Raw genomic sequence first — 16,192 nt, forward strand, 5'->3', positions numbered from 1 at the left:
TGGAAATCGTATAATCTTGATCCGTAGGTAATTCATTAGGATACTCAGTTAAAAAACCGGCGTTCACAAATTTAACTTTGGTCGAGCCTACCCGCGGTTGCACTTGCCCATCGGGCACTGCCACGACTTGAATTCCTAATTTATCGGCTAAATATTTGTTGAAGTTAGCATGTTGTGCTAGCGAATGATTGCCTGCGACAACATCATGACCAATAATCACTGCGCGGCCCGTATTCCCGAACTTGGTCACAGCTTGGCCCGCCACATCACTAATATCTTGATTGCCATTGCTATCTTTGGAGCCAAAAAAAAGAGAATCATATTGATAAGCACCATTTTGATGATTTTGATATAAATAATAATCGGGATTTTTATTAAAAGTCGTCAGTGGCACTTCAGTGATATCTAACAAACTCGAACCGTCAGAGGGATCTTTATCATAGCCAGCAAGCCATTTTTTCAAAAAATTTCCTTTATCCGGATACACATTCAAAACTTTGAGGTGCTTGCCATAATTGATTGGTTCCATCAACCAGCTCGCATTACTCGCTGATGAAGAATAAACTTTATAGCCACCATTAAGCTGATATGGTGCCGCTGGTGCTGTCAAATCATCCCACTTTAACGCCACATCACAGCTTTTCGACTGCGGATTCCAAGTACTCGTACCAGTTAAGCGAAAGTTTGCCGGTTGATAAACCTGCGAGTTATATACAGGTTCACTCATCCGCGTCCAAGGCTCTGTTGCCATCAAACTGGCAGTTGGCGTTTTGCTAAGTTGCTTGCTAGTCCAAGGCAGCAATGACGAAATTTGCGCAGCCACCACTGTGGGATTACAACTTTGCTGATTAAATAAAATAATGCTCACTAAACTAACAGTTACCAAACCCATGAAAATTTGGAAAACTTTTTGCCTTTTTAACATCACTACACCTATTCTCACTGCATCTCTCATGGTTCTCGATGCAAAATTAAACAATTTTTCCAGTAAAGATTTACTTGAAAAATAATACAAATTATCAGTGTCTTTGATATCAAAGAATTTATTTAGCTATAGCATTTAATCAAAAAATAATTAATTATTTTATAAAAAAGTTCAATAAACTGTGTGTGCATCAACTACTACGTAACAATTGATACTCCATTTTAGTGCTCATTAATTCACCAAGTCAATGAAATTTTCCCCTTTAAAAAATCACTTTATTTGATATTAAGGCAAACAAACTGAGTATTTATTGTCAGTAAACCATAATTCATTTAATCTTAAAATCCTTAATAATATTTATGTTATTCTAAGCAGGATAATTATTAGAAAAATATTAAAAAAACACAATTAAAGTTATTCAAACGTCTCTGAACTTTAGTTGTGTTTTTTCAATCAATCAACTTTATGATATTAATTTCTGACGAACTTGGGCGCGAATTTTACGTAAATACCGCGGACTTTTATGAACTTGTTTCGCCAATTGCGTTAGTGGTACTTCTAGAATACAGGCTTGCAAGACTTGCCGTTCTAACGGTGCTAATTGCCGAGCCTTTTGGTGTAACACTACCTGCCAGTCGCTAAGTGCCGTGGTCGTCTGATCTGGTAAATAAAAGAGTTCTTCCACCGACTCATGTTGCTGGCGCTGACTTTGGCGCAACTGATCTTGCGTGCGCCAGACAATCTTTTGAAAAATATACGGTGCAAATTGACCAGCTGATTGCTCAAATTGGACCCACGTCGTGGCATACAGTACTAAGGCATCCTGAAAATAATCTTCATAATTCAGATTATTGCGCCAAACCCCAGCTTGTTTCAAGGCGCCACCAATTAAGCGTTGATTAGTTAAAGCTAAATCAAAACCTTGCTGTAACGAATGTTTCACTAGTTCAAACTCCCATCTTAAGTTTGCACAAGCGCTTGTGTAGCTTTAAGATAACAAGTCTGAACTTCCCATAAAACACGCACTAAACACGACTACCAAAGGATTGAACACAATTTTTTTGAATTAACTACCACTGGTTGTGCGCAACTAATCTGCAACCGCGGGCGCAATTACTACCATAAATAGTGCGCCGCATGTAAATTACTTTGCCAAAAACGCAGTTGCTCTTGCTGCAATTGCTCATTTAAATCCAAGTCGGGATCCTTTAATAAGTGGGTTAAAGACCAGGTCTGAAAACTTTGTAAAAAGTCTTTAACTTCTAAGTATGTGGTTGGTAATTGACGATGTAAGGAGCAGTGACAGTTAATCACCTGCTTCAATAAGCTACTCCAAACGATCGGTTTAAGTTCCAAGCCTAACTCTTGAGCTGCCAGTTCAAATGCCCGCACATTATATTGCGCGTAAAAGCCAGCTTGATGAATTGCCGTCCACAAATCATGCCGGCGGCTATAAGTAAATTGTAATTGCTGTCCGGACTCATCATAAAAAGTTGCTTGTTGGTGTTGAAGGTCTTGTGCACAATCAATCTGCCCGTGCAAACCGACCCAGTCGCTGTTGCCATGACCAATCGCCCCTAATGGAAAATACACCAATGAACCTAAGGACAGCGCCAATAATCGTGAGTGCCCGTGATATTGAATCAAGCGGCGGGTATGGTACAAATCGAAGATATGTTGGTGAAAATAGTTATTCCAAATTTGACGAGTCGTTTGGCGAAGCCCAAAATAGCCCAATTGGCGGTCAAAAATGACGGTTGGATATGCTGCTTGACCTTGTAAATCAAATAAAGCAATGGTTTGTGCCGTTAATTGAAATTCCTGGCGAATGGGTAATTGTTGGTGCGCAATCGCCGTTTTTAACACCTCTTTATTCATCACTGATACTTTGGTTAAATCGTAATCTTTCATATCCCAATACCTCTTCCTTATGATTGGAGCAGCCGCGTGTTAACGGTTGCAACAATAACAATTTAACGCGAATTACTTAAAAAGACTACTCTTTTTGGTAAAAAAGATCACAAAAAAAGACTATTAGCAAAAAATCACTAATAGTCTTTAAATAATTATGATAGTTTAGTGTGTAGAATAGCGTAAAACTGTTGCTTGAGTACTTACAGCCCATTCGTTAGGAGCAACCTTATAATAAGTATTTCCTTGATATTCTACCGACTTATTATAAATCCAGTCACTATTTGGTGCTAAAGCTCGAAGAGGAATTTTGCTAAAACTGCCATCAGAATTTTTTTGCAATAAATCAGCTTCTAAATTATTGATTTGAACAATTCCATCTTTACTGTTACCAGTATTACCGTTCAATTTATCATACTGAGATTGAACTAATTGATAGAATTGATCCATGGAGTAACCCCATTTACTAAACCAACCAATTGGGTCAGTATGACCACCAGCAGAAGGGTGATACTGATTAACCGCATTATGTGACCAAATGGTACCACTACCAGTATGATCAGCCAAGGATGGCTTCAAGCCATATTTCTTTAACATATAAGCGGTAAAGTAAGCTTGATTATTCACTGAACGAGCAAAACCATCATAAGTGTTTTCTTCACACAATTCAATTTGGATAAAGCGTTGGTTCGCCCAATAACCAGCTCCCCAAACACCGTAGTCGGTATTATGAATTTGTAAAATGTGGTTCGCATCCGCAAACGCATGTACATATGTTTGGGCGGTTTGCCATTCGCGGTTGAAGTAGGTTACTTCATCCCAAGCAGTAGCCCCTTGAGTTGCAGTTTCGTGAATAACAACCCCCTCAGGCTTACCAACGCCATTTTCATAGCCAAACATCTGGTCAAAAGTCCCATTGACCTGTTGAATGTTACTTGGTTGAATATTATTGCGTTGGATGTACTCATTAATTGTTTCAGCATGAGCTGGTTGCTGGTTAAAACCAAAGAAAAAAACAATCCCACTTAAAGCTGTTAAAATGAGCATTAATTTTCTTTTAATCATTTTACTTCTCCTCTATCTTTATACTATATATATCTTAGCAAGAATTAAATCAACCAACAATAGATTTAACAAATGTGTAACATAAACGAAAGATATACAGTAATTAATCATAAATTCAAATTTTATATAAAAAAATCTCCAGATTATACACAATCTAGGAGAAAATTAATGATACTTTATTAATTGAAAAATTATTGCATGATAGTTGTATCGTTAGATAATACCCATTGACTACCGTTGGGAGTTCCGGCAACTCGATAATATTGACGTCCGTTCATTGTTTTAATTTTATCGGTTTTCCAATCAGTATTTTTCTGCAGGTAAAGTAATGGAATATTCTTACCAGTATCACCATATATCCAAGCATATGATTCTACATTAGTAATTCGAACAACATGGCGAAAAGTTTGAATTTGTCCTTCGGCTGGAACACCACTTGAATTACTAGACGAGTTACTATTATTTGGTAAAGTAGCATCAGCTGCAGCCGTGTTATCATATTGCGTTAAATTATAAGTGTCGATAATATTATTTAACTTGCTGGCATAAGTGGGATCCGTCGCATAGCGCCCCTGCAACCAAGCTGTTGCATCGCGATAGCTAGTTGTATTCTCACGCCAAGTACCACTGTAATAGGAGCTATCCCAACTGACGCCATAACGTAATTTATCCCCATTATCATTAAAAGATTCCAAATAACTAGGATATTTACGGAAATAGGCATCAACTGAAACGTACTGGCCATTAACCCACTCTAAAGTTGGCATATCCACTGAAGCACCATTATAACTACCTTTAATGCCAAATAAATTATAATTAGGAGCTTGGGATAAAGCCGATGTTCCCCAACCACTTTCCAAAATGGCTTGGGCCATCATGACTGATGGATACAAATTACGAGAATTAGCAGCTTGTTGAGCATAAGGTGCGATTTGCTGAATAAAGGCTTGTTGAGTACTAGTTGTCGCAAAAGTGCCTTCAGTGACCATTTTTGGGCTAATAGCCGGGGTCGCTGCTGGTGATACTGGGCTAACAGTTGGATCACTATTTTGTGTCGAAACCGCATGACCACTATCTTGCGTTGCTTGTGTTGCTTGTGCCGCTGTTTGATCAGTAACCTGTGACTTATTAGCTACTTGTTGTTTTGAATTAACCTGCTCATCACCAATAGTTGATGAGTTATTGTCAGCTGCTTGCGTTAAATTAGCTACACTTGGTAAAACAGAAGTAGTTAACAAAGCAGCTGTTAAAGTTGAAGTTATGAATGTTTTCTTCAAGAAAATCCCTCCAGAATTGATTACACTTTGATACTAATGATTTCACTAAGTAATTGCAAGTTATTCAATCAATTGTAACTAAAATAAAACATACATTTAATAACCGTCACGGATATTATTAAGCAACAAAAAAAAGCCCCCCTGAGGGAGACTTTTCTAGAAGTTTTATTCGAATTATTCAGCTACGGCTTTACCGTAAGTAGAACTTACCCATTCGTTAGGAGCAACTTTATAATAAGTTACACCATCTAAAGTCAACTTCTTATCATAACGCCATTGTGAACCATCAGGAACACTGCGTAATGCGATAGGTGAAATTTTACCATCTTTTAATTCGCCTAATTGATTGACATAAGGCATAACATGAGTATCAACTGTGAAGATACCTTTTTCTTTAACAGCTGCACTATTGGATGTAGATGTTGAAGAACTATCACGTGGTGTGTATGATGCTACATCATCAGCAGAAAGGTATTCATTAGGAGCAACTTTATAATAAGTCTTACCTGTAGCTAAGATTGTTAACTTACCATTTGTATACCATTGAGAACCGTTACCAACAGCAAATCGTAAGTTGATAGCTTTTCCGTTCTTGTCATACAACTGAGAAGCAGGAACATCACTCTTCAATGTAACTACACCATTTAATTTTTCAAGTGTAGAATCTTGGTTAGCATCTGTCAAGTTAATACCTTGATAGAAAGAAACTTGATTGTTTGTAACTGGCAAGTCTTCACCATTAACATGGATTGTCTTGACGTTATTTAAGCTACCATCTTTTGGTAATGTCAAAGTAACTTTTTGGCGGTAAGCTCTAGTAGCACCAGCCACAACATTAGCATTAGTATCATTACCATCTTTAACTACTTTAGTGAAAGTATTAGGGTTATCATATAAATTGGAGTTATCTCCCCAGTCTGAACCAGTATTACCATTCGCTAAAGTAATCTTATTTTCAATAGCAACAGTAGTATTAGCACCTTTATCAAAAGCTGTTACAGCCTTACCATCAGGAGTAACTACAGAAGTAACACCAGCATTGTAACCCATAGAATAATCAGCAATATTAGTTCCACTAACTACGTTAGCTGTTGATGAAGCATTAACGTATAACTTAGTTGCGTTATTATCCTTTGGTGTAACATTTAATGTGAATTTTTGTGACTTAACAGTCTTACCAGAATTAGGATTTACAATATCAAACACAGCAGTTAAAGTACCACCATTAGTCCCTACTGCTTGAATAGCATTTGCATTTTCTGTGATGTCGCCTTTAGCATCCAAAACTTGAGAAACTCGAACTTTATAATTAGCAATATTGGCAACAGGACCACCATCGGGAAGATTTTCATCATTATAATCTTTCTGGAAAGCAGCCAAAAAAGCATCTTTAGTCTTGAACGTAGTTGCACTTGCTAAACTATCTAAAGTAAGAGAATTATTTGATACATCTGAAGCTAAAGCATTTGCAGCATCGGAAGCTTGAGTTGCTTCTTTAGAATTAGCTAAATCTTTAGTAGCAGAAGTTCCAAATAAATTCCAATAATTTGAAACAGCTGTATATTGTGAATCTGATGTATCGTCAGCTTTAACAATTTGTGTACCGGATACAGAGCTTACTGCAGGTGCTGCAATTGGAGCAACAGCTAACAACGCAGCAGCGACAACACTTGCACCCATTAATGAAGTTTTCTTCATAATTGGTATTCCTCCTCAAATTAATCATAATTTATACGATATGGTTATTATATCACAAATTACTTTGATTAGTAAAAGTGTGTAAAAATGATGGTAATTGGTAGTCGTCATGACACACAATAATCAAAGATAGTATACAACCAATATCTTATACCAACAATGTTATTTTAACTCTTAAATAAGCTTTTGCAAGCGATATTGATCAAAAAAACGCGAATATAATCTATTTGTAATTTTTTTGTTACATAATTAACATAACTTGCAAATATACATTATACTGTAACAGTTTTTAATTACTGAATAACGTTATTGAGGGACCAAGTAATTTTGGCGCTATATTGACCACTAACAGGCTTTTGAGAAAGATTCAATTGTGGCCCACCAATTTGTTGATGTTCAGCATTCCACCAACTATCACTAATTACTTTAGTCGTTGCTCCATCAGTATAGTGTTCTATGTTAATAGGCCCTGTTTCAGCAGTAATTGGCAACGAATTGTATTTTAAAATATTATCCAATTTAATTGAACTGTCTTTATCATTAACAAATTTGGTTACTTGTAGGTCCAACTGCCAGTTATTATTCTGAGTAGTATCCGAAACTGACAATTGCCCTGTCATCTTCTTAATAGGAAGTAATTGATTAACAGCAGGAGCAGTATCACTCCCAAAATCCAGCGTAGGCACTGACGTTAAGGTTAATGATCCTATTTTATCGTATGCAACAAAATTACCAGTCATATCATAGTTAATAGGTAATAATCCAAAATATCCACTTAAATCCTGAGTTTTGTTCTTATCAAGTTGATAGACGGAATTATTAACATATAAAGTCGACTTTCGATCAAAAGTTTTCCCCACATCATCATAAGGACCAGCAATTGCAATATCTGGATATCCAGCAGCTACCGCTAAATCAGTAAAATCATTTTTGGTACTAGCAGTTATTTCATAATAATGAAAGCGTCTGATTCTATTGGGAGCAATTTTAATCGTTTGTTGCGTTGCACTACTGTCTGAAGAGTCTTTAGTACCGTTATCTACTGCATAGATAACCACAGCATAAGAAGCAGTATAGTCCATATTCGTAGATGCTGGCGTGGCTATTGTTTGTAAGTCAGCACGATGTAATTCATCGTTAGGGATGGTCAAATTAAAGTGTGTATCCGTGTTAGGAGTAACATTAATAGTCTGTAATTTGTTTTTAGGATCAGTTGGTGGTGCTGTCGGAATAGCAGTCCGGTCATTTATTGTCCTGATTAAATAATAAAAAGTTATTTTAGAACTGTCTGCATCATTAACTGTCCCTGAAAAATTAAAATCCGGTAATTTCTCCGGATATTTATAATCATATCTATATTTCATAAGAGAATTATCAAGCGTCAGAACTGGTGACTGATTAACTATTTTAGTTTGTAAAACATAAGTTTCAGGATTACTGCTGCTACTTCTAGTGTTCATGCCGGTGAAGTTCTGTAGATCCTTAACATTATTAAAGACTTGTCCTTGAGGATGATGTGGTGTTCCTTCAGCAACTAATTGCCATCTGCCAGTAGTTGTGTAAGTGGAATTTTGATCTTGAATAGTGGAACCATCACTAGGAGTTGGCAAGAGATCTATTGCCGAATTAAAGGCATGAAGACCAACCGTGGCTCCTAGCGTTAAGCACCACAGCTTGGGATTATCCACGCTACTATATAAATAGTTATAAGAGTAGTCACCGTCAGCAGGCAAATAATCCTTTTGAACTTGATTAGTATAAGGTATGTTCATTTTCCAACCGCTTAAATTCAAAATTTGCAGATTAGTACAACTAATAAATGGACGAATCATCTCTGTTACTTGATCAGTTTTAAAAGAACCGACATCCAACTTGGTCAAGCTCAAACAATAGGCAAACATATAATTTAAAATCGTTGTTTGACTAGTATCTAAATTATCCAAGCCCTCAAAATCTTTAACATTAATTAATCCACAAAATAGCATTCTAGCATCTGTAGGCGCTTTAACCAAAGGATCGATCTTAACAGTTTGAATATTTCGAAAATATTTAGCAAAATTGCTAACATAATTTTTACGAATATTGTTAGCATTCAATCCTGGATTCATAGCATCAGAAACCTTAAAATCTGCTAATTTGGTTGTTCCAAGTGTTCCTTTATGAATGGTCAATACTCCATCTGTGTTAATATCCCATTTGCACGTTCCTGAAATACCAGATATTGATTCCGTGGGTGCCTGATAAGCATCAGAAGCAGGGATGGTAGACGCACTACTTACTGATATAGAGGAAATTGGCCTTGAACTTTTAGTAACGCTATTTACATCAATATCAGTACTCGTTTGTTTCTGTTTTAAAACTGCTTGTGTCAGTCCTCCATTATGTAAAAGGTTTTGCAACTGTGAGTTTTCACGCTGTACCAAAATAGCAGGTTGTCCAGCCTGAGCTTGCACATTACTCTCACATTCCAAATTTATGAAAGCAATTAATAAAATTATTAACGCCATCGTAATTAACTTCAAACGATAAATAAACTTACAGTTCATTCTAGCACCCCTCATATCGTCTCAAATCAAATTTACATTTCCCCAAATATAAAAATTAACAGTTAAAGTTCAATGAGTTTATCATTAAAATTACAGTAATTTAACTACATTACTAAAGTTTTAAAAGTTAATTAAACAACTCAAAAAAGTTATAAGCAGATACTAATTACATATTTATCTGAGATAGTACTAATAAATATCATTAGTACCTTTAATAAATTTATTTTAAATTATCGTTTTTTAAATTTCAAGCTTTAATAGTGGATAAGAATCCTCAACATTAACGATTTATGATTAGAACAACAAGCTTATTTTCTATAATTTTATCTTAATGAGATAAAAAGTACTCAAGCAATCTAATTAAATTAACAAGTTTAAGATCATCCACTTTTTAATGTGTACTTAATTTTATAGAATTAATACAGATAACAAAATGATATGCATCATAAAATCAGGTCATATTTTTAAAGCTTAGCTTAGGAATAATTTCTTTGATCAATACCATCATCTTTCCATAAATGGAAAATCTAATTTTTCACTTAGATAATTTAGACATAAAATAACCCCCGAAGTTTTTCTAACTTCGGGGGTCACATCAAACAATCTAAAATTTATATTACTTGAATGAGCCAGTATTTGCTAAAATCCATTCATTTGCCGCCACGCGATAATAAGTTTGCCCATTAACAGTAGCTTTTTTGTCAACTTTCCAAGGTGTATTTGCTGCAACTGAACGTAAGTTAATTGCCGTAAAAGTTTCATCTGGACTTAATTTATATAAAACGCTTTGTGTATTACCAACAGTAAACACACCATGCTGTTTTACAATTGAAGCTGCACTCTTGTCAGAAAATGTCACAGCATCTCCTGAAACATATTCATTAGGAGCAACTTTATACAAAACACGACCATCAGTTAATGTTAATTTTTCTGTTGTTTTCCAATCTGTACCTGCAGCTAGCGAAACTAAAGGTACAACTTTACCATTTTTGTCATAAACAACAGCATCTTGATTGTTGATAGTTACTACACCGCTAATTTTAGCATCAGTAGTTGTTGGTTTACTTTCTACAGAATTGTCACTTGAAGTAGTATTCATATCAGGAATATATCCAATATCACTAGCGTTAAAATCTTTCGCTACATTATTAATACTTTGAACGTAAGAATCTAACGTATCACTGATCTCAGTTAGATCTAAGTCTGTTGCCGCATCATTAATATCAGTTTGCCCTTGTGCCAGTAATTGATCTAAAGTAGTTTTGGCATTAGTTTTATCTGTTTCACTAGCATTAGAATCTTTAACTTTATTGACAGCTGTTTGATACGTACTGTTCAATGTGTTTAATGCGTTAGTTTTTGCAGTGTTAGCTTGATCAGCAGTTGCAGCTGGATCTGGAGTAGGATCTGTATTACCACTGGCAACACTATTAATGATATCATCGAAGTCGGCCATTGTATCATTGATAATGGCATTAACAGCATCAACAGTAGTAGCATTTGCTAATTGATTAGGCATAGTAATCGTTCCGCCGTCACCATCATCAATATCACCACCAACCACAGACTTATACTCACTTTCAAGACCTGCAAGCATCATAGCTTTGGCATCCTGAGATAGTGAAGTACTATTATTAATGGCAGTTTTAGCGTCATTATATTTATTTGTAAAATCTGTCTTCCTTTGTTCAGCAGCAGCATCTTTAGTTAATACATCATTTGAACTAACAACATCTGCCAATACATTAGGTACTTGACTAGCAATTGGAGCAACCGCTAACAAAGAAGCGATTACAATACTTGAATTTTTAAAAATTGATTTTTTCATTTCTCAAACCTCCAAATAAATTAAAAAACTATAACCTATATACTAAAACTAGTTATCGATTTAAGTGTAGCACAAAAATATCATTATTAGTTAAATAATGCTCACTTTCATGAAATTTAATCATTTTTATAATTTAATGATAACTTTATATCACTTTTTTCTCATTGCAAATAAGTTCAAACATTTGAAAATACACGTGAAAATAACAAAAATAAATAGTCCAACTGGAATACTTACTTAATAAGAAAGTCACTACCATGTCGGAGCTATTTATATATTATTAATACGCGTGGTGCTAGTTAAAAAATAAATAGTTGAAATAAAAAAGCCTGATTAAGATACACATTGGTTATAATAACCAATGTGAATTAGACCTACATCAGACTTACTTAAACTTATTCAAGAATTATTAGCTAACCACTATTCATTAAAGATCGGATTAATAGTTTAACTCCGATTTATCAAAAATTGATTTTCTTGTTATTTAAACCCATTTCATAGAAGTATGAACAAGAATCACTAATTCTAAATTATTTTTTATAGTTCGTTTTACTAACTAAAAAACATTATTTGTGGAATATTTTTAATATTTGACCTATCGTATAGGCTATAGTTAATATACTACCTAAGGTAGTCAAAGATAACTGCATTCGCTTTTTAAAGTTATCACTAGAATCTTTAGAAAGAACAATATATTTAGAATCAGATAGATAATCATCTCCATACTTTAACCAGGAGTAGAATTTCCAAAATGCTCTCAACAATAAATATGCTATCGCCGTAGATATTATCCAAAGTAATATTATATATATCCAAAATAAAACCAGTCCGGGATGATTGTCAGTTGAAAGCGCACAACTAATTATAACAACAATAAACATAGCAATTATCACAAAATAACTAGGAGAATTATTATTAGCGATTAGTACAAGAATCATTAAAATCATAATAAACATTACTACAACTAATATAGTAATTTGATAAATTAGAATTAATGAACCTGGTTTTAACCCCCAGAAGGAACCAAATTTCGAATTAAAGAAAGAACTAGATTTCAAACTAAAAAAATATTTCAAGAGTTCAATGACTTTAAGTAATACAGGAAAAACAACTACCAATCCCAAATATAAAAGCTGCAATCATCAATTTATAATTGTTATTATGTTTAATTTTTAATTTCAGTTTTTTGAACCAAAGAAAGTGTTTTTTTTTAATTCTTTTTCGTCATCCTTTAGGTCTATAATGTTATCTAACTTTCGATAGTTTCCTAATAAACCAACCACACAATCATATTTATAACTGTCAACAACAAATACATCTTGTATATCAGCACCAACCATATAGGTAAAGAAACAGATAAAAATAACCGTTATTATAAGAACAACAATACTAAACATCCCCATTTTTTTAGCCAATTTTAATATTAATGGAAAACCTAAAGCAGTAATTATCAATCCCACGTAATGAAAATATTCTTTCTCCCATTGTCTATTAGCTTTAATCGTACTATTTATAAAATCAACAATTTTTTTCGTATTATAATTATCGCCTGTAATTAAATTACCTTGATCCAAGATTTGCTTAATGTCTTGATGTAAACCAAAATACTTAATCCTTTTTTTGCAAATTACTTTCCCAATGTGTGGTATTTTAATTATATGTTTCCAATATTTCCAGTATTTACTTGGCTTTAAATTTGAATTTTTATTAACAAATTTAGTTATCCTTTCTGAACTTTGAAAACAAATCCAAGCATAAAACAAAAATATACCTGCGGTTAAGAAGTATATAAAAGTTGATAATCCTAAAACGTTTACCCTTATACCTTTAAATTTAAATAGAACATACGCTGGATTGAAAACGTTGTTAGCTAATATACTTAAAATAATAATCACGCTACTAATAATATAGACCGACCAGCTGACACTCATATGATATTTTTTAGAAATTTTATATAACGCATCCATATCGTCTTTATAATTATCATATTTTTTGTACTCAGAAATTATTTGCTTTTTATCATCAGTAATACTGTATTTATTCACTGCTATTATCCCCCCTAAGTATTTCAATTAAATTTATTACTTATGAAAAAGTAAGAGCTGTACTTTCTTATGTGATATACCAAAAGCATCGAAAGCACAAGCTCCACTCCTAATTCATAAATATTTAGTATCATTAACACTTTTAAAGTATACTACTAAAAGTTTGAGTATTCACACATACAATTAGAAATGATTACTTTTGTTAAAAATAAAACTTACCTTTTTAATAATTTCATATTTTTTAAATTATACAGTTGACGATAAATGGCTAAAAGTTTGCATTTATAGCTTATTTTCATGAATAAAGCCCAAAGCAAATTGAATAAATCGTGTAAACATTAAATTAATTTATACAGATAAAAATTCCCGCTGTTTAATAATATTTCAGGATTGGGTAGTGTCTTACACTTAAATATCTAGCTCAGCCATTTTTTTTGATCTTATGCATATAAACTTATAAATCTAATTTAAGTCTTGTTCCACAAAAAAATGCCGATGAGTAAACTCATCGACATTCACCATTATCAATTAATGCTATTCAACTTTAACGTAATTACCGCGAATCCATTCATAACCGGCAACTCGATAATAAGTGGCATCATTAATTTTTGCCTTTTTATCGTAGAACCACCGTGTATTAGTTGTCACTGCTCGATTAGGTAAAACTTTGAAACCAGGACCTGCATCTTCCCAAGTATTTAAGAAGACAACTCCCGGAGCAGTCACATCAACAATTCCCCGTTCTTTTGAAATTGTGACGCTACCCATTTCCGTAAAGGCTGACTTCTTATCACCAAAGTTTACATCTGAAGCCAAAACATATTCCGTTGGTGAGACCTTATACATCACTTGACCATTATTCAAAGTCCGCTTGCCATCAGTAATCCAAGCAGTTCCGGCTGACAAAGCACGATCTAAGATAATTGTTCCGTTAGCATCATATAAGTGCACGTAACCATCAGGAACATCATTTTTCACAGTCACCACACCAGAAATACTGTGAGTCACTACAATTGCATTTTGATCATTGTCATTTTTATCTTTGTCTTTATCAGCATCCGGTTTCTTATTAGCATCTGGTTCGTCAACGCTTGCTTGCTTATCGACATGAAGTGTTAATTTAATAGAGTTACCTAATTGTGTAGAATCGGTCGTTTTTGGTTGCACAACTTCCGGTTGATTCAAGGTTAAAGTTTCAGTAATGTCGCCACCGTTAGACTTTAAATCCGTAATGGTATCCGCTAATTTATCTTCTGGAACATCGCTACCCTTATATTGATAAGTTACCTTCACAGCTAAATCGGGATAATCATTCGCTATTTGTTTCAACACTGCTTGCTGATCAGTCTTTAAGAAATCTTCTGCCATACCATGAACTTTATAAGTACCATCGGTATTCTTCTCCAATAAACCAGCACTATTAGCGTCACCAGTTTTACCAACTAAAACACCACTATGATTGAAGTAATTAGGCGTTAAATCTTCGGATCTACCTCGATAGTTAGCTTTGGAATAAAATGCATTAGCAAAGTTAACAGCATCCTCTTCTTTGCCGCCAACAATTTTAGCTTTTAAGACAATAGAATCGCCTACTTCTGTACTAGAATCAGTATTTTTTACAAATTTGATTGTTTCAGTCACTAGGCCACCATTATCCTTTAAATCTTGGACAATTTGCTTTAATTGATCGGTTTCTTCATCAGGTTTGGCTTCAGGATCCATATTATAATTAGTGCCTTGATCGTCAGCGTTCTTTTTCACATTAACTGTGACTTTAGTACTATATTTGTCACCTATTTTCCATAAAGCTTTGGCATCGGCGTTATCTTTATCGCCACTGTAATAACGTGCTGCCATCCCAGATAATTTACCATCTTCATAAACTAACCCGGGCTTGCCATTTAAAACACTTACTGGTTCACTCATATTAATAAAGCTCTCTAAATTGTTTGGTAATTGCGATTTAGAATATACCACTTGCTCAGTGTTAAAATGCTTCACGAAATTATTAATTGTTGTCACATCAGCCTTTGTAGCGTCATCGTCTTTATCTTCAGCATGAACAATTGTTGGCAACACTACACCATTAACTGCTGTATCCGCAAGCGGTGCAACAGCAATTAAGGCCGCTGCAATCATTCCTGATTGCCATAACTTGGAATATTTCATTATTAGATCCCCCTCAAAATCCAATTTTTATACAATTGAATTCTAACATAAACTTCAACTAATAATGATAATTAAAAAAATATTTATCCATTTCATTTTTAAAACTAAGATCTTCATTTTAGTTTACTTATTAAACGGACCCATTTCGATCATCAATTGGCTCAACTCTTCAGGGGAAATATCTAAGTCATTCTTGAGCCACAGTTGCACCATGGCTAAGCCTCCAGCAATTGTATAAATCTGCTGGTAAACATTCCCCGTATAGGTATTATTCTCCTGGGACAAGTTCAGTAAATCGGTATGAAACTTATCATTAATTGGATAAGTAAACATCACTTTCATTGCTTCTTTATTTTGTTGCACAAACGTCAGAATTTTTAAATACAATTGATCCATCTGTGACTGATATTCGGCCATTGATAACTGCTTTTGTTGGAACAAATATTCTATGAAGGCATGCATGACGTGATCTTCAACTTCTAACAACACATCATACGTTGAATTGTAATGCGCATAAAACGTCGACCGATTAATCGGAACCTGATCACATAGTTGCGTCACTGTAATATCATCTAAGTCATTTTTTTGCATCAAATTAATCAGTGTGTGTTGAATCTGAGTTTTCGTCCGTTGGACGCGCCGATTCTCTTTTGCCATAATATGTCTCCTTAATTGTTATTTATTGATCATACTACGATCTATCATACAACTTATCCAACAAATAGTCT

10 protein-coding genes and 1 pseudogene are annotated in these 16,192 nt (G+C 34.2%); all 11 read right to left on the minus strand.

The genetic code is table 11. The annotated features are described in order from the left end of the window. Positions 1–925: pseudogene (locus AC3B6B_RS00005) on the minus strand (hypothetical protein); the annotation flags it as partial. Between the two features lie 463 nt (positions 926–1,388). Next, positions 1,389–1,868, minus strand: coding sequence for a sigma-70 RNA polymerase sigma factor region 4 domain-containing protein (locus AC3B6B_RS00010; protein ID WP_489756667.1), 480 nt, complete (start codon positions 1,866–1,868; stop codon positions 1,389–1,391). 173 nt (positions 1,869–2,041) lie between these two features. Then, positions 2,042–2,836: a hypothetical protein gene (locus tag AC3B6B_RS00015; RefSeq protein WP_489756668.1), complete on the minus strand. Its 795-nt coding sequence runs from the start codon at positions 2,834–2,836 to the stop codon at positions 2,042–2,044. A gap of 165 nt (positions 2,837–3,001) precedes the next feature. Beyond that, positions 3,002–3,901 carry a peptidoglycan recognition protein family protein gene (locus AC3B6B_RS00020; RefSeq protein ID WP_489756669.1) on the minus strand — a complete coding sequence of 300 codons (900 nt, stop codon included), beginning with the start codon at positions 3,899–3,901 and terminating at the stop codon, positions 3,002–3,004. A gap of 191 nt (positions 3,902–4,092) precedes the next feature. Continuing rightward, positions 4,093–5,178 carry a glycoside hydrolase family 73 protein gene (locus AC3B6B_RS00025; RefSeq protein WP_489756670.1) on the minus strand — a complete coding sequence of 362 codons (1,086 nt, stop codon included), beginning with the start codon at positions 5,176–5,178 and terminating at the stop codon, positions 4,093–4,095. Positions 5,179–5,352: 174 nt separating this feature from the next. Further along, entirely contained in the window at positions 5,353–6,876 is a 1,524-nt protein-coding gene (locus AC3B6B_RS00030) for an SLAP domain-containing protein (protein WP_489756671.1), read from the minus strand. Between the two features lie 293 nt (positions 6,877–7,169). Further along, on the minus strand, positions 7,170–9,422 hold the full coding sequence (locus AC3B6B_RS00035; RefSeq protein ID WP_489756672.1) for a BspA family leucine-rich repeat surface protein: 2,253 nt from the start codon (positions 9,420–9,422) through the stop codon (positions 7,170–7,172). Between the two features lie 616 nt (positions 9,423–10,038). Continuing rightward, positions 10,039–11,250, minus strand: a complete 1,212-nt coding sequence (locus AC3B6B_RS00040; protein WP_489756673.1) for an SLAP domain-containing protein — start codon at positions 11,248–11,250, stop codon at positions 10,039–10,041. 1,178 nt (positions 11,251–12,428) lie between these two features. Continuing rightward, entirely contained in the window at positions 12,429–13,295 is an 867-nt protein-coding gene (locus tag AC3B6B_RS00045) for a hypothetical protein (RefSeq protein WP_489756674.1), read from the minus strand. Positions 13,296–13,829: 534 nt separating this feature from the next. Further along, on the minus strand, positions 13,830–15,464 hold the full coding sequence (locus AC3B6B_RS00050) for an SLAP domain-containing protein (RefSeq protein ID WP_489756675.1): 1,635 nt from the start codon (positions 15,462–15,464) through the stop codon (positions 13,830–13,832). Between the two features lie 123 nt (positions 15,465–15,587). Next, entirely contained in the window at positions 15,588–16,121 is a 534-nt protein-coding gene (locus AC3B6B_RS00055; protein ID WP_489756676.1) for a TetR-like C-terminal domain-containing protein, read from the minus strand. Between the last annotated feature and the right edge of the window lie 71 nt (positions 16,122–16,192).

The organism is Bombilactobacillus sp. ESL1197 (assembly GCF_058107145.1).

Bases quoted from the DNA above. Each gene is read 5' to 3' on its own strand.
- AC3B6B_RS00015 (WP_489756668.1), bottom strand. From the start codon at position 2,836: ATGAAAGATTACGATTTAACCAAAGTATCAGTGATGAATAAAGAGGTG.
- AC3B6B_RS00020 (WP_489756669.1), bottom strand. From the start codon at position 3,901: ATGATTAAAAGAAAATTAATGCTCATTTTAACAGCTTTAAGTGGGATT.
- AC3B6B_RS00030 (WP_489756671.1), bottom strand. From the start codon at position 6,876: ATGAAGAAAACTTCATTAATGGGTGCAAGTGTTGTCGCTGCTGCGTTG.
- AC3B6B_RS00035 (WP_489756672.1), bottom strand. From the start codon at position 9,422: ATGAACTGTAAGTTTATTTATCGTTTGAAGTTAATTACGATGGCGTTA.
- AC3B6B_RS00040 (WP_489756673.1), bottom strand. From the start codon at position 11,250: ATGAAAAAATCAATTTTTAAAAATTCAAGTATTGTAATCGCTTCTTTG.
- AC3B6B_RS00050 (WP_489756675.1), bottom strand. From the start codon at position 15,464: ATGAAATATTCCAAGTTATGGCAATCAGGAATGATTGCAGCGGCCTTA.
- AC3B6B_RS00055 (WP_489756676.1), bottom strand. From the start codon at position 16,121: ATGGCAAAAGAGAATCGGCGCGTCCAACGGACGAAAACTCAGATTCAA.